The following is a 21,288-nucleotide window of genomic DNA, read 5'->3' on the forward strand; positions in this document are numbered from 1 at the left end:
AGCGCTTTGCTCATTCCTCTAACGCTTTGCTTATGCCCTTATCGCTTCGCTAATGTGAGCTCGACGAAACGCTTGATGATGGCGGCGTTAGCCAGGATACGCTGATCGAAGCTTTGCTGGCCCGGAGTCTCGCTACAGACGCCGACGCTGGCGCCTAGTCGCACCAGGAAGGCCTCGAAGGAGAGGTCGAAATGGTTGAAGATGATGCCATCATTCACTGGGCAGTCGTCGATCAGTCCGTCCTGGGCGATGGGGAAATAGTGCCCCAGGGCGTCGCGCAGCTCGCGGCTGAATTGGCCTGGGTGCTGGTTGGCCTCGAAGGAGTAGATGTAGGTGTCTGTGAGCAATACATCTTCATGGCAGGTGAGGATGCCATCTTTACTGGCGGCGGCCAGCAGCTGGGAGTGAGCCAGCAGGATCTCGCCCTCGCTAGAGGTGTCCTGATTGCTACGGCCACGGCCGTTTTCTAACACGAAGCCGCGATTCGGGTTTTGTCCCAATTTGTTGAATCTATGGCCGCGCTTGAAACCAGTGGGGTTCACCAGTGGCAGCAGGCTAAGGTTGATCTGGCCGAAGAGCTCGGGTTCCAGTTCGTTGAGGAAGTAGAGCAGCCCCCAGGGGCCGGCGGCCTCTTCTCCATGAAAGCCGGCGCTGATCAATATCGAGGGCTGATCTGCCTTCTGCGCCGGTGACTGATACAGTTCCAGCGGATGCGGACCGGCATCGCCCAGCTTGCGCGCCTGTAGCCCGAGGCGACTAGCCTGCTCTTCTAAGCGGGCATAGAAGCTGCTGATATCATTGCTCTGACAGCTAAAAATATCGCTGTGCCAGGTGAAAGACTGGAAGGGATCGCGGCTAGACATAATGGGATTCTAAAGTAAGTGATTCGGCGTGATCATGATAGCAGTTTGGCCATAAAGTTAAATCAATTTTATGCCCGCCATCAGGCGCTTAAGCCAAGTTTACCTGCCGGTAAAAGGGCATAAAAAAGCCGCCTTACGCGGCGGCTTCTTCGAGCAATGAACCTCCTAGCTTAGTAGCAAGGATTACAGACTGTAGTACAGTTCGAACTCGGCTGGGTGAGTGGTGCGAGCCACTTTCTCAGCTTCTGCTGTCTTCAGCGCGATGTAAGAATCGATGAAGTCATCAGAGAATACGCCGCCTTTGGTAAGGAACTCACGGTCTGCATCCAGGTTCTCAAGTGCGTTCTCAAGAGAGGTTGCAACCTGTGGGATCTCAGCCGCTTCTTCCGCTGGCAGATCGTATAGATCTTTGTCCATGGCTTCGCCTGGGTGGATCTTGTTCTGGATACCATCAAGACCAGCCATCAGCAGTGCAGCGAACGCCAGGTATGGGTTAGCCGTTGGATCTGGGAAGCGAGTCTCGATACGACGTGCCTTAGGGCTTGGCACTACTGGGATACGGATAGACGCAGAGCGGTTACGTGCCGAGTAGGCCAGCATGACTGGTGCTTCGAAGTGAGGCACAAGACGCTTGTACGAGTTGGTGCTTGGGTTAGTGAAGGCGTTCAGCGCGCGAGCGTGCTTGATGATACCGCCGATGTAGTACAGAGCAGTCTCACTCAGACCCGCATACTTGTCACCAGAGAAGAGGTTTACACCATCTTTAGCCAGTGATTGGTGAACGTGCATACCGCTGCCGTTGTCGCCAACGATTGGCTTAGGCATGAAGGTCGCCGTCTTGCCGTAAGCGTGGGCCATGTTGTGAACCACGTACTTAAGGATCTGGATTTCGTCAGCCTTTTCAGTCAGCTTGTTGAAGCGAGTCGCGATCTCGTTCTGACCGGCAGTCGCCACTTCGTGGTGGTGCGCTTCAACTACTTGACCCATCTCTTCCAGAACCAGACACATGGCGCTACGAAGATCTTGTGAAGAGTCAACCGGTGCTACTGGGAAGTAACCGCCTTTCACGAATGGACGGTGACCTGTGTTGCCGTCTTCGTAGTGAGTGCCTGAGTTCCAAGCCGCTTCTTTAGCGTCTAGCTTAACGAAACAGCCTGACATGTCGGTGCCGAACTTAACGTCGTCAAACAGGAAGAACTCTGGCTCAGGACCAATGAGTACGGTATCGGCGATGCCGGTAGAAACCATGTACTCTTCGGCTTTCTTAGCGATAGAGCGTGGGTCGCGGTCGTAACCAGTCATAGTGCCTGGCTCGAGAATGTCACAGCGGATCAGGGCAGTGGTTTCTTCGGTGAACGGGTCAAGAACGAAGGTAGTTGGGTCTGGCATCAGTACCATGTCTGACTCGTTAATGCCTTTCCAACCAGCAATAGATGAACCGTCGAACATTTTACCGTCTTCAAAGAAATCGGCATCAACCTGGTGAGCAGGAATAGATACGTGCTGCTCTTTACCTTTAGTATCGGTAAAACGCAAATCAACAAACTTAACTTCAAGTTCTTCTAGTTGTTGTAAAACTGATTCAACTGACATTCTAAAGTCTCCGAGTAGAGTAGAGGGGATGCCCTTCTTATATCATTCAGCGTTGCGACCAACGCGGTTCTGGCATGAGTAAAGCTAGACTCGTGCCAAAAGTTTAACGTATTGATTTTTATGGGAACAATAAAGAAGGTAGGTGGCGGGAATCTCGTTATTGCACCACAAAGGTGCAACTGATGCCTCTTGATGGTGCGTTCACCAATATGGTGCGCACCAATATAAACATGACTATTCATAGCTGACTAAAAAATAATCCTGTGCGAGAGCCCCTCGCTAGAGTAGAATGGCACGTTTTTTATTGCAACAGCTATTATTAGGGCTGTTATCAATACCCTATTTTTTCGATGGTAAGAGGTTTATCCGTGTTAGAGAATTTACGTAACATCGCCATTATTGCACACGTTGACCATGGTAAAACGACCCTGGTTGATAAGCTGCTGGCACAGTCTGGAACCCTTGAGACTCGAGGAGAGGCCGCTGAGCGGGTGATGGATTCCAACGATCTTGAAAAGGAACGTGGAATCACGATTCTGGCGAAGAATACTGCCATCAAGTGGAACGATTACCGTATCAACATCGTTGATACCCCTGGCCACGCCGACTTCGGTGGCGAGGTAGAACGTGTACTTTCTATGGTTGACTGTGTGCTACTGCTAGTTGATGCGGTCGATGGTCCAATGCCACAGACACGTTTCGTGACTAAGAAAGCCTTCGCTCAAGGCCTTAAGCCTATCGTAGTGATCAACAAGATCGACCGTCCGGGTGCGCGCCCTGATTGGGTTATCGATCAAGTATTCGACCTGTTCGACAACCTGGGTGCTACCGACGAGCAACTAGACTTCCCAATCGTTTATGCTTCTGCACTGAACGGTTTCGCGACTCTGGATCCTGAAGAGACTGGCACAGACATGACGCCACTGTTCGAGACCATCGTCGAGAAAGTGTCTTCACCTGACGCCGATGCCGAAGGTGCCTTCCAGATGCAGATCTCTCAGCTGGACTACAACTCATACGTGGGCGTTATCGGCGTTGGCCGTATCAAGCGCGGTAGCGTTAAGGTGAACCAGCAGGTTACCGTTGTGGGTGCCGATGGTACCACACGTAACGGTAAGATCGGCCAGGTACTCGGCTACATGGGTCTGGATCGTCACGAAGTGACTGAAGCCAATGCCGGCGACATCGTAGCGATCACAGGTCTTGGCGAGCTGAAGATCTCTGACACTGTATGTGCCGTGGGCAGCGCCGAAGCCTTGCCTCCTCTGTCTGTTGACGAGCCAACACTGACCATGACCTTCCAGGTAAACACCTCGCCATTCGCTGGTAAAGAAGGTAAGTACGTGACTTCACGTAACATCCTTGAGCGTCTGCAACAGGAACTGGTACACAACGTGGCACTGCGCGTCGAAGAGACTGACAGCCCAGACCGTTTCCGCGTATCGGGCCGTGGTGAGCTTCACCTGTCTATCCTTATCGAAAACATGCGTCGTGAAGGCTACGAGCTGGCCGTATCACGTCCTGAAGTTATCGTTAAAGAGATCGACGGCGAGAAGTGCGAGCCATACGAGACGCTGACCGTTGACGTTGAAGAAGAGCACCAAGGTGCGGTGATCGAGAAGCTAGGTACCCGTAAGGCCGACATGCGCGACATGCAGCCAGACGGTAAAGGCCGTGTGCGTATCGACTTCATCATTCCTAGCCGTGGCCTGATCGGTTTCCAAACCGAGTTCATGACAGCCACTTCAGGTACAGGTCTTATCTACCACTCATTCGACCATTATGGTCCAGTGAAGGGTGGCGATATCGGTCAACGTCAGAACGGTGTGTTGATCTCTAACGCTACCGGTAAAGCGCTGACCTTCGCCCTGTTCGGCCTGCAAGACCGTGGTCGTCTGATGATCGGTCACGCCGCCGAAGTTTACGAAGGCCAGGTAGTGGGTATCCACTCTCGCGCCAACGACCTGACAGTTAACTGTCTGAAGGGTAAGCAGTTGACCAACATGCGTGCCTCTGGTACCGACGAAGCTCAGGTACTGACCCCGCACATCCAGATGACCCTTGAGCAGGCGCTCGAGTTCATCGATGACGACGAATTGGTAGAAGTGACCCCGCTAAGCATCCGCGTGCGTAAGCGTCACCTGACCGAAAACGATCGTAAGCGTGCGAGCCGCGCCTCGAAAGACGCTTAATTTGACCCGCACCTTTTAGGTGCAGTCGATTAGCCCAAAGCCCCGACCATGCAGATGGCCGGGGTTTTTTGTATCTGGCGTTAGCTGGCCAGATATTTAGCCCTGGCTTCAAGGTGGATTCCTTAGAGCCTTAGATGATATGGGGGTTTAGCTGAGTTATTTGACACCATGGCCGCATGGTTAACCTATCGCCTGTCCGGCGAGGGATGTGCAAGCACTCTTTTGGCACGGTGAGTGAAGCGCAGCTTCAGGCTCACGAACGAGAGGCATGGATGCCGAACTGGCTGTTAAACAGGGATGTTGTTTGAGCAAATCCATGTGGGCTTCACGGCGGTACTGACCTACATGGATGTAGGGAATGCCAATAAATGTAGGGAACATTTTTGGCCATGCCGCCGAGAGCCAAAAGCGTGCTTACACCCTCATCTAAACGTCTCTTCGACTAAGCATTATTTGTTGTCGTTCGAGGTGATGAATTTAAGCAATTAAGCTTCTGGCTCATACGGTTGTCTAGCTGAGTTATTTGACATCATGGCTTGGTGGTTAATCTATTACCTGCGGCAGGTGTAACCGGGAACCATAGGCGTTTCGATTCTTAGCGTCGACCTGAACTGGTGTTTAGTGGGATTGTTTGCTTCCATGGCCGCTTGGTTAACCTAGCGCCTGTCCGGCGGGGGAATGTGCATGGAAGTACCAATGTCGTGATCACATGGTCGGTGATGTCCCCTATGTCACGTCGGCATTTCCCAAATCCTATGGCTGAGATGTGGAGGTTAGACCTCAAGCGCGCCTGATAAACTCGATTAAAAGCCAAAAGCCAAAAGCCAAAAGCCAAAACCCAAGCCTTTTCCTCAATATCATTTCCCCTGAAACAGGTAGAGACAGGCGGCAAAGATTCCGCCTCGCCTCCCATCTCGCTTTGTAGGGCGAAGTCCTTCAAATGCGATTAATAGCTTCCCCATTCACTGATTAAACTATGACCAATCGACAATGCCCTTGTCTGCAAAAGCATTGCGATGGGGCAATCAACTTACCTGGCGAATAGGAACTGCCTGTTCGTCGTTACTGAATAAACCACATAGTGTGTGGAGAGGAGAGCGTCATGGGCCGTCTACCCATTACCGTATTTTTGGCGATATTTCTCGCGGCGTGCAGTTCGACGCATACGCTGGAAACCCGTGTTACCAAAGAAAACTACAGAGCAGTGACCCTGGCGGCTGACATTCAGCAGCAGACGGACGAACCTTTTAGAGTCTGGGCCGATGAGACCTCAGATTTTCTCTACGATGCTAAGGACGGTTCGACCCCACTTAAGGTCAAGGGCGACAGATTGAATATTCTGGCCCTGTCGGGTGGGGGTGCCAATGGGGCATTTGGCGCCGGCATTATTAACGGTCTGTACGACAGTCAGCAGCTGCAAGAGTACACCATCATTACGGGGATCAGCGCAGGGTCACTCATTGCGCCCTTCGTGTTTGTCGGTGGAGACGAGATCCCGCGTCTTAAAGAGGTCATGCTGGGGATCAACGACAAGATGATCTTAGGCAAACATAACTTGCTGAATACCCTCATCAAAGATGCCTTTACCAATGGTGAGCAGATGTTTGAGTTTATCGAACAGGTCTATACCCCGGAGATGATAGAGCAGATAGCCCTGCAACATAAGGCTGGTCGTCGCCTGTTTATCGGGACCACCCATTTCGACTCGGAAGAGCTGGTGGTTTGGAACCTTGGCCGTATCGCCGAGAGTCATCTACCGAACAAGGTGCATCTGATCCATCAGATCCTAGCAGCCAGTTCGTCAATTCCCGGGGTCTTTCCACCTCAGTTTATCGCTGTGGATCATGACAATCAGCGCCTCGAGGAGCTGCATGTCGACGGTGGCCTCACAGTGCAGATGTTTTTCGAGGTGGTCAATATTGACTATCACAAGGTAAATCAGGCGCTCGGTCTGTCTAGCGCACCTCAGGTGCATGTTATCCGCAATGGCATGCTGAAGGTGCCTTACTCGGCCACCGAAGATAAAGGCGTGCAATTGCTACGCAGAAGCATTGCCAGCATGACGATTCAGCAGGCTAAAGGCGATCTCTACCGCATGCTTTATTTCAGCGAGATGACCGGCTTAGACCTCAGCTTCGCCTATGTTGACGATGAGTTTGATGCCCCTAAAGCCACTAAAGATATGTTCGATTTAGAGTACATGAAGGCCTTGTACCAATATGGCTACGACAAGGTGAACAGCGACGAACTCTGGTCGACAGAAGTCCCCTAGACGAGATTTGATTAACCATGAAGAAGGTAAATATATGAAGAAAACACTCCTATCGCTGGCCTTGGTTGTTCTGAGTACAGGTGCATTGGCTCAGGATATAGATGGTCTCGAGAACGAACAGCTTGCCGAGGAGATGGCGCAGCTAGTGACACTCACGAAGGAGACCGAACTCTTTATTACTATTGATGAGGAGACCAGCTTCGAATCGGTCGAATATCAGGGTTTCATCACAGAGAAGTTCAGTGAAATCTATGTCACGCGTCAGCAGGCGGAAGCGTATAAGCTTGAGAAAACGGGCAAGTTTTATGTGTATGGTGAGAAAGATATCGACAGCCTGGGCCATAAGATTGCCGAGCGGATCGAGCAAGATAGGCCGCTATTCTTCTCGGTAGATCTGTTTCGCGACTATCACGGTGATTCTGGTGACTTCAGTTATGTCGCCCGTGTCATCGCCTATCGATAATCGCCTCCCAATTTAAGCCCGTCTCTGTGCGGGCTTTCTTACTTTTTTGCTACCCAATACGTTCGCCTCTTCCTCACCGGATTTCATGTCTGGTTTCATTCCGGTGCTAGGTGCTAGGTGCTAGGTGCTAGGTGCTAGGTGCTAGGTGCTAGGTGTCTGGCGTAGGAACTTAGCTGCTCGTTTAGACCATTCATATACCTTCCACTCTGTATGCTTCCTATGCGTCTTTCCTATACCCTCAGCTTGAATAGTGAGGCGCACATCGCCAAGGTGTGGCTCTCTCTATCTCTATCTCTATCTCTATCTCTATCTCTATCTCTATCTCTATCTCTATCTCTATCTCTTTCCTTGTGAGCTAACGCTTGCGATGCTGAGCTTCTCGCATAAGTGACTAAGACTCGATATCCTTCGCGTCACGGCTTAGCTTGGCAACACCTTTCCCTTTAACCCTTGTCCGTTTGGATGACTCGAACACAGCCTTGTTCTCTGTGTCCTCTTCTCAATTCTACCCACTGTGCTAGTTCATAGCGCTAGCTCATAGTGCTGATTCACTATACAAAGTCATTCGGTCTTGTCATCTTGTTCCCTCATCTGGTTCTGCCGTTAGGTATTATCAGCCGAGCCTGTTGGGTTCGTTTGGTTAAGCCGGATAGTAGCCCGAGCCGTAAAGCCTGGTATCGAGCGATTAGACCTATGGAAACAATGAGGGCAAATGGACTGATGTAACCGAATGCAATGTAAGTTTCTCGTGCCTCTAACCGTGGGTGGTTAATCGCCAAGCTTAGATAGAGGTATCTGGCGGCGCGACTGGAGAGGTCAGGGGCGAAAGTCATGTATTAAGGATAGAGAGGGCTGAAAATGAGGGGCAAGATGTTTGCCGGGGGAAGACCTTTTTCGAGAGATAAAGGCCATTCCCCGGTGTCTGTCGCGGAGAAGTAAGTGGGCTAGAGCTCAAATTCGCTGTCGAGCTGTCTGATAAACCAGTCTGGCAGCTTGTGCCAGCCACCATAGTTGGGTGAGGCGTCATGGGTTTCCTCACCGGAATGCCAGCTTATGCTGCCGTCGGGTGCTAGGGTAACATGCCAATAGAGATCCGCTTTCCTCGCTAACAGATAGTGGGTCAATGCTTCGGCAAAGGCCGGGCTATCTATGACGACGCCAAATTCTATGTTGAGAAAGTTCGAGCGTGGGTCGAAGTTTGATGAACCTACATAAGCAAGCTTGTCATCAAAGATGAAGGTCTTGTTGTGATAATAGGTTGCCACATGGTAGAGGTGATCGGTGTTAATCGCGTCATCCCTAAATTCATACAGGTCGACCCCCATGGCGAGCAGCTCTGGACGATACTGCTCAAAGTAGGCTGGGATGAAGGCTGAATCATTGGATGCCGAGGAGTTGGTGATCAGTGTCACTTGCGTATTTTGCTTGGTCAGCGTCTCTATGATGTCATACCTATGTTGAGTCGGTATGAGGTAAGGCGTCGAGATAACGGCTTTCTTGGCATTGGCTATTGCATCGTTCATCAGGTGTTCTACCCGGCTTCTGAAGTAAGGTTTGTTGTCTTTCACCTTGTTTAGCGAGTCGAATACTGGGGTGACCTGGGCGCGGATAAAGTGCATGGTCGGCAAGTCCGCGAGCGAAGCGGATATCGCCGCTAGCACCTGGGGCTGCTCGTCTTGGTGGCGCTGCCATGCCCGGTCAAAGTGACGATAATGACTATTTCCCTTGGTGTGGATAAGCTGCTCGATGGGACTTAAGAGATCACTGTTCCAAAGCTGTCGATAGTTCATCATAAATGGCTGAAGAATATCGCCTTTAAACACAACATCGAGATCGAAGAAGTTCGCCTCTTGGCTGTAACCAAAATAGTTATCACCTATGTTGCGTCCACCTAAGATCATCACCTGGCCGTCGACGTTGAAGTATTTTTCATGTAGACGATTATCCAGTTGCGCTTTATGACGTTCGAAGTCCAGGCTGCGGCCTAACCAGCCCGTCTTACGAGAGTGAAACGGGTTGAAAATGCGTAGGGCAATATTTTGGTGTTGTGCCAGCTCGGCCAACCAAGTTTCGTTGAACACTAGCAGATCATCTAGGATGATGCGCACCTGCACGCCCCTGTCTGCTGCCAGTTTTAACTCGTTGAGCAGCATCAGACCGGAAAGATCCTGATTCCATGAAAAATAGGTGATGTCGATACTCTGCTGGGCGTGGCGAATCGCGTCTATGCGACGGGCTAGCGCCTCGCTCGCGCTGGGGATCAAATAGACCTGAGCCTCATGGGGTTGAGCCTGCCAATCCGACTCGAAACCAGGCTCGATTTCCGGATAGGAACTGGCACAGCCTGAAAGTATCAAGCTGCAAAGGGGTAACAAGATCGCCATAATCAGGCGAATGAGAAAGGGTTTACTCATCGACATAGTGTTTCTCATTGGCATAAGAAGCCGGCTGGCGTGAAGCCAACCGACATTGTGGAGAGGGTTTTGCTGTGGTGCTGCTTAGTCCAACTAGGGGATGAACTGAGTCACAGGTCTGATTTAGAAGCGGTAACCCAGGTTGAGGGTGATGGCGCTTCGGGTTTCACCCTTGTTATACAGGGCGGTAAAGTTGAGGTTTTTACCTATCTGCTTGTTAAAGCCCACCAGGTAGGCCCACTTGTTCAACTCGACCCCAACATTGTAGGTAAAGTCGTGTCCCAGGGCGTCGATGTAGCCTAAGTTGCCTTCCATCGTCGGCTTGAGGCCCTGATACTCAGCACCGATAAATACCTGTGCACGATAGTCGAGGAACTGATACCCCAGCATAGGTTGAATGGTGAGAATACCATCGCCCCAGTTGTCGTTACCCTCGAGGCGGGTCACGCTGTAACTCGCGGTTACCGATGCAAAGAACTCTTTGTAGCCGATTGACAGGGTAGTCCCCACTCCAACCAGGTCATAATCCAGGTGTAGCGGCACGTTAACATCGCCGGGTGAACAGAGGTCAACGCCCTGGCTCGCTACCGCACTACAGGCTAGCTTGCCGCCGATCACGCCTAGTTTTTCTTCGAACACATCTTTCATCTTACCCGTGTAGTGGGCGTCTACCACGGCATCCACATTGACCTTGCCTATGTAGCCGAACACGTTCCAGAAGGGCAGTATGTTGATGTCGGCGCGCAATGAGTAACTTTCGGCGTTAACGGTACCGATTGAACTCTCTGGGTCGAAGAACTCGTCTAAGTTCAGCCCCATGATGTCAAAACTATTAAAGCCGACATTCATATCCTGGTTGCGATAGGCCACCGAGAAGCCGAAGGGCAGTGGCACATCAATCCCGCGTTGGCGGACGAAGTCACCCAGGATTGGGAAGATTCTGTCGAGATCAACCTTCTCTTCACGAATGCGGGGATCTGACACTGTCGTCAGTAATTCTTGATCCATGACCATCACACCCAGCATGTCGTCGTAGAAGGCGACAGGTTGCAATTTGGCCTGGTAGTTCACGGGTTTCTTACCTTTCTGACCCTTGGCCTGGATGCTCTTCTCTTTAACAACCGTCTTGCCATTGACCAGGTTATCGAAGGTGATTTCCTGTACATATTCACTCACGCGATAGTCATCATATTCAAATGGCTTACCATTGTTGGTGATCTGCATGGTGCTCGCCTTGCCGTCGATCAGGGTCAATTTGACCTGCATGAAGCGGAAGTAGGCGATATCTTGTGGCAAACCATACTTAGAGTAGTTGAAGCTTATCTCGACATGATTTGGGTTGATTTCATTAATGACGACGGACGACTTGTCATAGCTGTCCATGTAATCTTTGAGACGGTATTCGATCTTAGTGATCGCCTCTATCTTGGCAATCACATCTTCCTCAGCATCCAGTTTCGCCTGATCATACTTGATACGCAGATCTATGTTGCCTCGGTTGTCTGTGCTCTGTACCAGAAAGACCTCTGACTCATGCTTTTCGCCATCGATCTCGATTGAACGTTGAACGTGCTCAACTTGCTGATCGCCATAGGTAAGCGAGCTGAGTCCCAGCTTGAGTAACTCATCTGTGACGCCATAACGCTCCAGCATAGATTCAGCCGCACTGGTTTCCATGGTTTGGATTGTTTGTGCAGGTTCGGCATCGGCATAGGCCAGGTTGCCAAAAGAGAGGGCGAGAGCCAAAGGAACAGCCTTCAGCATGGCCGCTTTGCCCGATGTCATCTTGATGGTGCGAAATTGAAGCTTTTGCATTCTGGTAACCCTTGTCGTTTGTCCAGTCTTTGTGTCACTGGCCGAATCCAGATAGAGGACTCATTGTTAGTTGTTGAAGAGGTTCGGCGCAGGGATTAACCGGGGAAGTAACGCTTAATCCAGAGCCTGCTTCTTCATTCGATGAGGGTATTTTATGAGCAGATGTGACATTAAAGTAATCACGTTTGAAGGATGAAATCCTTCAAACATCGAGAAAGGAATTAGCACGGGGTACTTATTTAATTGTATGTTTTTAATGGGGTTTCATGTGTGTTTTAACGAGTGTTTACCAAGCGTAGCTCCGGCTTGGCGATGATCTTTCTCCTAATGAGGGGAAAGATTTTTTAAAAAAGTGAAAATTTTTTTGTGGTCAATTAGCGGCCGACATTCATCGGGAAATGCCATTGGAAACTGTCATCGGCGGCGACCGTCCCCTGACAGTCACCACAGAGAACCGTTAACCGTGATTTAAGGCGGCGCCTATCTGCGAGTCACTTTTGAGGGGGGCGATTAACCATTTCATTTCTTAAACAGGCGAAGGTAGAACCTGACCACAGTTAAACAGATCAGCATGATCACCAGCATCAACAGCGGCGTGATAATTTCATACTGAGGCGTGCCATGCAGCGCGTTCATCGTCATGATCAGCAGCAGGTTACCACCCAACAGGCGAATGACGACCTGAGATGGCTTGTTGAAATAGCCGTAGACCAACAGTGTGTTAATGCCATAGAAGGCGACGAGTTGCCAAAGTTCGGTCAGCGTGGTCAAGATGAAACAATACTCGGCCAGAAACAGTGCGCCCCAGGCGAGGCAGGCCAGCTTAGCTTGCCGAATGATGCTGCCAAGCATATGTACTGCGACGTTGGCCAGCGCGGCGCCTATCAGTGGAAAGATGGGGCCACCCGGAATCGCGAAGTAGATCCACAGGCTGAAACAGGTGAGCGAGATGGCAATAGCGGTCAGGGCATTGGTGAGCCGTTGCTGCAACAACTTGCTCTGAGCAGCCTTGTTTGCCGCCTTGGCCTCAGCATTGGCTTCAACCTGGGCATTAAGCTCGGCATTGGATTGGCTTTGCCCCGCCCAGTATCGGGCCAGCTCTCGACTCTGGGGCTGCTCCTTGTCTATGCAGGCCGCAAGCAGATCCAGTTCCTGGCTTAACTTATCGAGCCCCTGCCTTATTAAGCCGGTTTCATCCAGATCTGTTTCAGCCAGATCTGGCTGTGCAAGGCTTGGCTGTTCAAGGGCTAGCATTTCAAGGTCTGGCTGTTGGTGATTAGCCTCGTGCGGTTGACGCTGCTGACTCGCTATCGCTTCGGCTAGCTGAGTGATATGTCCTTGTATGCCATCACAGGCCTGCACCACGCTTTGCCATTTGGCCTTTTCATGGCGCAGTTGATAGTGGCTAGCGGCCGACAGGGCCAATAGCTCGCGGAGTCTATCGATATTGCCCTGGTTAGCCAATAGCTCAGCGTCATCATCCAGAGTCTGCCCATCGCTGAAGGCCTGGGTTAAGCGCGTTCTTGCCAGCGCAAACTGCTGGGTTAGCGTCTCCAGAGTGTCGAAAAACAGCGACTCTGTTGTTGTCGGCCAGAGAAAACGAAAGACGCCGGAGTAGACCAGCACCCCCAGCAGGGTTTCCTGAATTCTTAAGATGGCGACATCAAATGAGGCGGTGCCATTGGTCCCGCCCATCATGGCTACTATGGCAAACACTGTGAATGCCATGGTAAAGGCGTAGCCATAGCGTTTGTTGTCGCTAAAGAAGACACAAAAGCCTAAGAAAAGGTGGAAAAAGGCAATGAACATCAGCCGTTCTTGGGAAAACAAGGCGATCATCACAAGCGCGTAGAGGACACCCATAAGGGTACCCAGTAAGCGCATTTTGCCCTGGCGTATGCCATGACCGAAAGATTCGTTGGCCGATATCGCAATTACGGTAACGGCAGCCCAATAGGGTTTATCCCATTGAAAAAACAGTGCCAATGCGATGGAAACAGCGACCGCGGTCGCGACCTTAATTGCCTCTTTGATGGATCTGCTGAGCATATGGTCTCACCCCATTTTAGTGCTTGTGGATCTTAACCGATGCCGTCATGCCGACCCTGAGTTGCAGGTCTTGGGGGAGGCGATCGAGTTTAATCTTGACCGGAATGCGCTGAGCCAGACGGATCCATTGAAAGCTCGGGTTGACGTTGGGCAGCAGGGCGTTGCCTGTACTGCCATCGGCCTTGGCAATGCCATAGCCTATGCTTTGTACTTCTCCCTGCAGCATGTCGCTGTCGTGCATTAGCAGGGTCACCTGCGCCTTATCATGGATGTCGACATCCTTGAGATCGGTTTCCTTGAAGAAACCCTCGATCCAGAAGCTGGAGGCATCGATCAGGGCCACCACTGGGTTGTTGGCGATCACCTGGGAGCCGACGCGATAGTTGAGATTGGTAATATAGCCGTCAGCGGGAGCTGTCACCTTGGTGTATTGCAGGTTCAATTTGGCCTCTTCAACCTGAGCCTTGGCCATCAGTAGATTGGCCTTGGCCGTCTCTATGGCATTTTGTAGATTGTTGAGGGTGAGTTCCGATTGCGCACCTGGGGTGAGTTTTTCCAGATTCACTGCGCGGTGGGCCTCGTTTTTCGCCTTATCTAAAAGTGTTGCCGCCTGTTTCTCGTTGGCGATAGCCTTGTTGAGGCTGGCCTGGTAAAGACTCGGGTCGATTTCAAATAGGAGATCGCCGCGTTTAACCTGGCTATTGTCCTGGGCCTGCATTGTGATGATCTGTCCCGTGACTCTCGGGGTGATCTGAATGACATGGGCGCGCACCTGACCATCTCTGGTCCAAGGGTTTTCCAGATAGGTCTGATACTGGCTGTATAGGGTCGCGCCGGCTGCAGTAGCGATCAGCAGTGTGAGCAAATATTTTTTAAACATAGTGATACCTACTTTAGAAAATTGAAATGAACTGACTGATCACACCCACCAAGATGATGGTGATGGAGAGTTCAGCAATGGCGGGCAACGCCAGGTACTTGTGCCAACCCAGTTTGGTCCCGAGTGTGGTCAATAGGCTGCCGAGTAGGTAAGCCAGAATGCCCACCAGTAATAAGGGGGGAAAATAGACATCACCGATCGCGATCTCATGGGGCATGATGTTCATGTGCGTGTAACCTTGTCTGGATGAAAGAGTCGCTCTGAGATGATTTGCAGCTACTCTTGTTTCGTTAGGCTGGTGATGTTAATTGAGCAGAGCTCCATTCAATAATCACATATGACGGATCAAACCCATCAAAATAGGTAAACAAACCCGATGGGATATGCTAGCTTTGACTCATAAAAAGACCTTGCCTGTGGCCCAGCGTTAGGCCGAGATAGAGACGTTTAAGGGAGTAGATTGATGAACTTCAGCTTAGAACAACTTCTTGCTTTTGTTACCGTTTATGAGCTTAAGTCTTTCAGTAAGGCGGCGGTGAAACTGGATAAACACCGTACCACCATTGGCCAGGTGATCACTAACTTAGAGGATCAGCTGGCCATCACGCTGTTCGAGCGAATCGGCCGTACGGTTGAGCCTACTCAAGATGCCACCTTGCTCTATCATTATGCCAAACAAGCCATAGAACAGACTCGCACCTTCGACCGCATGGCCTTAAGCCTATCTTATGGGGGGCTGGAGTCTGTGACCATCGCCTATGCGAGTTTCATTCCTCAGCAGGTGCTAACAGCCATTCGCAAGGCCTTGGCAGAAGATTTTCCTTCCATGGGGGTGAATCTTTGGGTGCGCTCTAAGGCAGATATCAAGAAAGGGATTCAAGATGGTTCGATTCATTTTGGCCTGGTGAATGTGTTTGAGGGGAAGGTTATCAACAGCATAGATTCTATGTTGATGCGTAGCATGACCTTCGTGCCTTTTACCAGCGCAGACAGTGAACTGGCAAAGTTACCGCCGAGTGAAACCATCACGGCAATGAAGTCGACCCGGCAATTCGTGCTTAAGTCTATGCTCGACGATGATATGGCCAGTAGGGTGATTTTCTCGTCACAATATGAGGTGGTCGATCAACAGACCTTGATTATCAGATTGGTACAAGAGGGACTCGGCTGGGCGTTACTGCCTCGAACCATAGTTCTGTCAGAGTATTATTCCGATGATATCGTCGAGATCAAAGCCGATCAGATTAAAGAGGCCATACATGTTCCCGTGTCACTCTGGAGTCAACACTCAAAGCAGGTGTTGATAGTGAAACAGACGATCTCCAAGTGCATCGAGGATTACCTGAAATCTATCGACAGTGGTCACAGATAGTTTGCTGCCTGGTTATTCGAAGGCCTGAATTTTACTTCCTTTATCTTCTCCATCGCCGACACTCGCCGCCGCTTCGAATCGGTGGCTTGGGTCGTCTTTCGTCATTTATGAAGGATTTCATCCTTCATCGGTGATTATCGGTCTTCATTCGCCGCGCATAAAATCAATCAGGAATCGGGATGTGACTCTTTAAGCATCTCACCCCTTATTGATTTAGAAGTGATCAGGCGATGGAAACACTACACGACATTTTGCATTTATCTCCCTACTTGCCCATTTTGATCGCTTTGGTCTCAGGGTTATTGGTTGGCAAGATTGGCTTTGGGCGATTTCGTCTGGGCAGCATAGTCGGCACCCTAGCGATGGGGATACTCATAGGGCAGATGGGCGCCGAGATCACGCCCTCCATTCGATGGCTATTTTTCGCCATCTTCATGTATCTGGTGGGGTACCAGGGAGGTTATCACCTCATCAAAACCCTCAAGCTGCGCGGAAAAGCGATTCTCCTGGCGAGTGTGGCGATCAGTATGATCGCCATAATCACCCTGGCTATCGCCAGCTGGCTGTTTGACTTGAATATCTTCCTCGTCATAGGCATGACGGCGGGTAGCTTTGTGCACCCGGAAATCATCTCCGAGGCCAGCGAGCTGATAGATCTGCTACCCGGCTTGGATGAGGCGGCCAAGCAGGTCGCCCAGAACCAAGTTAATTTAGGCTATATGCTCACTGTCATCTTAGGTGTCTTGGTGCCAGTGGTGTTGTTGACCTGGCTACTACCAGCGGCGATGCCACGAGCCATGGCCTATGCCGGAATACACAAAGCTATCGATACCCGAACTAGCATAGTCAGACGCGTCTTTAAGGTGAACGTGGACAGCACTGTGGTGGGCAAAACCTTGGCGCAACTCAATGCCCCCTCTGTGGACATCATCTTTGAGCTGTCGCGCGCCGCTACCAGCGGGCAGCCCCCTAAGGATGAGCCGATTGTGGCCGGCGATATCATCACAGTGACGGGTTGTCACAATGCCCTGTTTTACTTTGACGACAACCTGCTTGGCACAGAGCTTCCGAGCTCTGCCTCGGCAGAGCTCGGCGAAGAGAACTGCCTCATAGTGATCCATGCCCCGGCGTTAGTGGGCCGATCGCTGCAACAGGTGAAGATGGCGCTCAACGAGCGCACCCATAGAGAAGTGTGCATCACTGCGGTTTCTAGAGACGAGCTGACGCTGGAAGTGACTCCAGAGCTGGAGCTCAAGTCCGGCGACATCTTGCAGCTGACGGGTAGCAGCCGTGACATACAGACAGTCACACAGGGGTTGAAGTCGGGATTGCCTCGCCAAGGGGGAAACCAGGCCTTGTTTGGGCTTGGCCTGGTGGCGGCCTATCTCGTCAGCCTCTGGCATCTGGAGCTCGGCGGCCTGTATCTCTATTTCGGAACGGGGCTGACGAGCCTGCTCTCGGGGATTGCCGTGGGCTGGGCTTGCCACAAGAACAACCCACTGGAGCGCTTGCCTCAGCATACCAGCAAGTATCTGCGCAATCTGTCGCTGCTGGCGTTTACGGCGGTGACAGGCCTCTATTTTGGGCCGCATATGATTGAGGCCATGCAGGCGGGTGGCAGCAGAGTCGTCGTGATAGGCGGCGCCCTGGTGTTGTTCTCTCAGCTGCTCTCATTTGCGCTCGCCTATCGGATCTTCAACATCAAGCAACCGGCCGAATTCACGAGAGCTGATAGCCAGCATCCAGGCCTGGAGATCGCTGCGCTTTATCGACAGCAAGCCCGCGACGGCACCCTCTACGCGCTGCTGATTTCTTACGTTACCTCGAGTGCGCTGATGTTGATGCTGGTGTATGCGGTGCTGCACCTGCTGTGACCTAAGTGCGATTGGTCAAGTGCCATCAACTAAGTGCTAGCAACTAAGTGCTATCAGCTAAGTGCTATCAGCTAGGCGCCCTCTAATCGGCGCTAGACCCTGAAGGCCGATGCTTAACCAAATTCCTTTAAAAATTTTAATGAGTCGACACAATGAATAAGAAAATACTCCTCTGCGCCATGCTGCTGGCATCGACGCAAGCCGTTGCCGATGGCAGCTATTTTTTCGATGAGAAGGATGGCCAGCTGGATCTCGGCCATCATCTAGCCGAGAACGCCTATGGCTTTCTGCCTATTCCTATGGTGATCACCGAACCCGCCCTTGGCGTGGGTGGCGGATTGGTTGGCCTGTTTCTGCATGAAACAGAAGCGGAGAAGGCGCTGCGCATGCAAAAGGCCCGTGAATCTATCGACGGTGGTGCCCAGCTGATGCCCGCCGCCATGACATTGGTCGGCGCCGCAGGTACCGAAAATGGTACCTGGCTGGCGTTTGCCGGTCATCGCCACTCCTGGCTGAAGGACAGCATTCGCTATACCGTCGTTGGCGGGGTGGCCAATGCCAACTTAGATATCTATACCCGTCTGGGGGGCCTGCTGCCTCCAGAGCACGCCATTCAGTTCGACACCCAGACCAAGGCGGTATTCGCCTTGCAGAAGGCGCAATTTAGGGTTGCCGATACGCCCTTGATGTTGGGGGTTAAGCAGATCTGGAGCGAGTCTAGCGTCTCATCATCAGACCCTGTGGTGGATTGGATCTTTCAACATCGCCTGGGCGACAGTAGTACCACTTCAGGCTTGGGACTGGTCGCCGAATACGATACCCGGGATAATATGTTTTTCCCCAAGCAGGGGTATCAGCTCACGGCCGATTATATGGTGTTCGATGAACATCTTGGCTCCGACACTAATTATCAGACCCTCAATGTCAGTGGCGAGGTCTATGTGCCTATGTCCGAGCACTGGACCTTTGCGGCGGCGGCGAGCTTTGACGCCCTCTATGGCGATGACAGCGAACTGAGCCCGACCGCCAAGCCTTTTGTTAACCTGCGCGGCGTGTCGGCGTTTCGCTATCAGGGTGACAGGGTGGCTACCGTGCAGTCTCAGTTGATGTATCACTTCGACCACAGATGGACCGTTTCTGCCTTCTATGGCTATGGACAGACTGCTAACGACAGCAGCCATGAGAACCAAGATTCGGTCAATGCTTACGGTGTGGGCTTTCGCTATCAGATCGCTCGTCGCTACGGCATCCACATGGGGGTAGACTTGGCCAGAAGCGGAGACGACAACGCCATCTATTTCAAGGTTGGATCTGGGTTCTAAGGCCTCTCCTCCCTATCACCAGACTGAGTAGCAGGCTGGTGATGAGTAGCGGCCCGCCCAGCTGCTCGGCCAGGCTAACCATGGCCAGCCCCAGTGCGATAAGCAAGTAGTAGAGTAGGCCGAACAGGGCGCCGGCCGCCCCGGCCTGATCGCGATACTCCACTAAGGCTTGGCTGAGAATGTTGGGAATAGCGATGCCAAAGGCGGCGACGATCAATGCCATGGGTAACAGGAAGCCAAGATGGGTCTCGCTAAGATACACCCCAACAGCGCCGATTAAGGCCAGCAGGCTGGCTAGTCTTAACAATCGAGGCTGCGAAACACCCCGCTGCAGTAAAGTTTTGTTGATCGCGCTGCCGACCAGGGTGCCGATTGCCAGTGCGATGCCACTATAGCCAAAGGCCTGTGTGCTCAATCCCAGACGTTGAAATACAAATGGACCCTGTAGATAGTAGCTAAACAGCAACACATTGAAACCCGCGACCAGCAAGGCGTTGTGCCAAATATTGCCATCTGTCGCCAGGCGCCTCATGAGTGCCCAAAGAGGAAGAGGCTGACTGGTGGCCGGGCGTGTCTCGGGCAGGCGCAGCAGACAGACGGTGTAGAGTAGCGCTGCCATCAGAGACAGGGTGAGGAATACCGCCGGGTAGCCGCCCAGACTTGCCAGTAGTCCGCCAGAGAGCATACCGACGACGGGGCTGATGGCGATCCCCATGCCCATATAAGCGAACACCTTGGCCAGCGCAGTGCCGTCGAAGCTGTCCCTCAACATGGTTTGGGTGACCACAGAACCCACGGCGGCACCGAAGGCACTGAGGGCTCGCATTGTCAGTAGCCATTGGAAACTGGGCACCCAAAGGGCGGCAAAGGCCGCGATGCCATAGAGCCCCAGCCCCAACAGCATGGTACGGCGCCTGCCCAGTTGGTCGCATAGAATTCCCCAGCACACCACGCCTAGGGCGAAGGCCAGGAAATAGATGGATAGCGTTTGGCCCGCCAGGGCCAAAGGTACGTCAAAGCCTGCGGCAATGTGGGGCAGTGCCGGGCTGTAGAGGGTTTCCACTATCTGGGGAAACATCATCAGGATCACCATCAAGGGGATCGAGGGAGTAGTTTTCATGGTGCTAGACTCATGGTCATCGAAAGGATGTGCAGTCTAACGGCCTCTGCTATAGTCCCAATAATATGATTAAGACAATAAATGTTGGAATGAGGACAGATGGCGTTTATTGACGAGTCCTGTAAATTTGATCCCGACGCCTTAGAGGCCGAGGTGGTGGGGATCGCTGCCCGCCTGGGACAACACGATTCGGGCATGCATAGTCATGCCAAGGCGCAGCTGCTCTATGCCCCTCAGGGTTGCATGACCATCACACTGGACGGATTGCACTGTGTGTTGCCGCCCACCCGTGCCGCCTGGATCCCGCCGGCTTGCCGTCACAACGTGGTGATGAATCGGGTGGTGGATTACCGCTCCCTCTATTTTGCGCCGCAGTTGACGGGGAGTATTACCAATCGCATTCAGATCCTAGAAGTGAATCCCCTGTTGCAGTCGCTGGTGGAGCGTATGGCCTTCTGGCCCTGGGACAAACCGGCGACGGCTATGGTGAACACCTATCAGCTGTTCTTCGAGGAGCTTTCCCAGGCCAAGGAGAGTTACCAGGCGTTACCTTTGCCAAGCGATAGACGCCTGCAAACCTGGCTCGCCGAGCTTCAGCATGCCCCATGGCATGTTCCGACCCTCAAGCAGCTAGGGCAGCAACTGGGCGCCAGTAGTAAGACCATTAGCCGTATCTTTACCCGACAGACGGGAATGCCCTATCAAAACTGGCGTCAGCAGTGGCGGCTGCAACAGGCGATCGCCCTGCTCGCCACCGGCCATCAGGTGAACGACGTCGCCTACCGTTTGGCCTTCTCCAGCGATAGCGCCTTCATCGCTTTCTTTAAGCAACACACCGGCAGCACGCCGCTGCAGTATTTGCAGCCAAAATACTGAGGGGGTTGGCCACTATAAATTACCATATTTCAATATGTTATATTTTAGTTTCTGGTTGAGACGGTTGTTTAGCGGAACGAATTAATACCATGGCTGTATGGTTAACCTATCGCCTGCCCGGCGGTGACGTGCTGGATTTTAGCTATTGAGCTTCTGGCTCATACAGTTGTTTAGCTGAGTTAT

At 52.0% G+C, this 21,288-nt stretch carries 15 protein-coding genes; 7 read left to right on the forward strand and 8 right to left on the reverse strand.

Translation table 11 applies throughout. The annotated features are described in order from the left end of the window. Window positions 1-38: 38 nt before the first annotated feature. Together AYI87_RS09520 and glnA are read right to left on the reverse strand one after the other, a co-directional pair. Window positions 39-863 (reverse strand): M14 family metallocarboxypeptidase, encoded by an 825-nt coding sequence (locus AYI87_RS09520; RefSeq protein WP_144201556.1) that lies wholly within the window; start codon window positions 861-863, stop codon window positions 39-41. Between the two features lie 183 nt (window positions 864-1,046). Then, window positions 1,047-2,456, reverse strand: a complete 1,410-nt coding sequence (gene glnA, locus AYI87_RS09525) for a glutamate--ammonia ligase (protein ID WP_011867348.1) — start codon at window positions 2,454-2,456, stop codon at window positions 1,047-1,049. Between the two features lie 368 nt (window positions 2,457-2,824). On the opposite strand from glnA, the gene typA reads away from it, so the two are divergent. From typA to AYI87_RS09540, 3 genes are all read left to right on the forward strand, one after another. Further along, window positions 2,825-4,648: a translational GTPase TypA gene (typA, locus tag AYI87_RS09530; RefSeq protein ID WP_144201558.1), complete on the forward strand. Its 1,824-nt coding sequence runs from the start codon at window positions 2,825-2,827 to the stop codon at window positions 4,646-4,648. Window positions 4,649-5,750: 1,102 nt separating this feature from the next. After that, entirely contained in the window at window positions 5,751-6,920 is a 1,170-nt protein-coding gene (locus AYI87_RS09535) for a patatin-like phospholipase family protein (protein ID WP_144201560.1), read from the forward strand. 34 nt (window positions 6,921-6,954) lie between these two features. Beyond that, window positions 6,955-7,383 carry a hypothetical protein gene (locus AYI87_RS09540; RefSeq protein WP_144201562.1) on the forward strand — a complete coding sequence of 143 codons (429 nt, stop codon included), beginning with the start codon at window positions 6,955-6,957 and terminating at the stop codon, window positions 7,381-7,383. Between the two features lie 944 nt (window positions 7,384-8,327). On the opposite strand, the gene AYI87_RS09545 is transcribed toward AYI87_RS09540, so the two are convergent. From AYI87_RS09545 to AYI87_RS09565, 5 genes are all read right to left on the reverse strand, one after another. Then, entirely contained in the window at window positions 8,328-9,803 is a 1,476-nt protein-coding gene (locus AYI87_RS09545) for a phospholipase D-like domain-containing protein (protein ID WP_144201564.1), read from the reverse strand. 117 nt (window positions 9,804-9,920) lie between these two features. Further along, window positions 9,921-11,612 (reverse strand): hypothetical protein, encoded by a 1,692-nt coding sequence (locus AYI87_RS09550; RefSeq protein WP_144201566.1) that lies wholly within the window; start codon window positions 11,610-11,612, stop codon window positions 9,921-9,923. A 519-nt stretch (window positions 11,613-12,131) separates the two neighbouring features. Further along, on the reverse strand, window positions 12,132-13,661 hold the full coding sequence (locus AYI87_RS09555) for an FUSC family protein (RefSeq protein WP_144201568.1): 1,530 nt from the start codon (window positions 13,659-13,661) through the stop codon (window positions 12,132-12,134). Window positions 13,662-13,677: 16 nt separating this feature from the next. Further along, the gene (locus AYI87_RS09560) at window positions 13,678-14,541 is read right to left on the reverse strand and encodes an HlyD family secretion protein (protein ID WP_144201570.1); all 864 of its coding nucleotides are present in this window, start codon (window positions 14,539-14,541) and stop codon (window positions 13,678-13,680) included. 13 nt (window positions 14,542-14,554) lie between these two features. Further along, the gene (locus AYI87_RS09565; protein ID WP_144201572.1) at window positions 14,555-14,767 is read right to left on the reverse strand and encodes a DUF1656 domain-containing protein; all 213 of its coding nucleotides are present in this window, start codon (window positions 14,765-14,767) and stop codon (window positions 14,555-14,557) included. A gap of 237 nt (window positions 14,768-15,004) precedes the next feature. On the opposite strand from AYI87_RS09565, the gene AYI87_RS09570 reads away from it, so the two are divergent. From AYI87_RS09570 to AYI87_RS09580, 3 genes are all read left to right on the forward strand, one after another. Continuing rightward, a complete protein-coding gene (locus tag AYI87_RS09570) occupies window positions 15,005-15,913 on the forward strand; it encodes a LysR family transcriptional regulator (protein WP_144201574.1) in 909 nt (302 codons plus the stop codon). Window positions 15,914-16,143: 230 nt separating this feature from the next. Continuing rightward, on the forward strand, window positions 16,144-17,787 hold the full coding sequence (locus AYI87_RS09575; protein WP_144201577.1) for a TrkA C-terminal domain-containing protein: 1,644 nt from the start codon (window positions 16,144-16,146) through the stop codon (window positions 17,785-17,787). 152 nt (window positions 17,788-17,939) lie between these two features. Next, a complete protein-coding gene (locus AYI87_RS09580; RefSeq protein WP_144201579.1) occupies window positions 17,940-19,109 on the forward strand; it encodes a BamA/TamA family outer membrane protein in 1,170 nt (389 codons plus the stop codon). On the opposite strand, the gene AYI87_RS09585 is transcribed toward AYI87_RS09580, so the two are convergent. Continuing rightward, complete coding sequence (locus AYI87_RS09585) at window positions 19,087-20,229, reverse strand: multidrug effflux MFS transporter (RefSeq protein WP_144201581.1); 1,143 nt, start codon at window positions 20,227-20,229, stop codon at window positions 19,087-19,089. The genes AYI87_RS09580 and AYI87_RS09585 overlap by 23 nt on opposite strands. Window positions 20,230-20,328: 99 nt before the next feature. On the opposite strand from AYI87_RS09585, the gene AYI87_RS09590 reads away from it, so the two are divergent. Next, window positions 20,329-21,105, forward strand: a complete 777-nt coding sequence (locus AYI87_RS09590; RefSeq protein ID WP_144201583.1) for an AraC family transcriptional regulator — start codon at window positions 20,329-20,331, stop codon at window positions 21,103-21,105. Window positions 21,106-21,288: the final 183 nt, after the last annotated feature.

Source organism: Shewanella sp. KCT, assembly GCF_007636505.1.
In the GTDB taxonomy this organism is placed as follows: Bacteria; Pseudomonadota; Gammaproteobacteria; order Enterobacterales; family Shewanellaceae; genus Shewanella; species Shewanella halotolerans.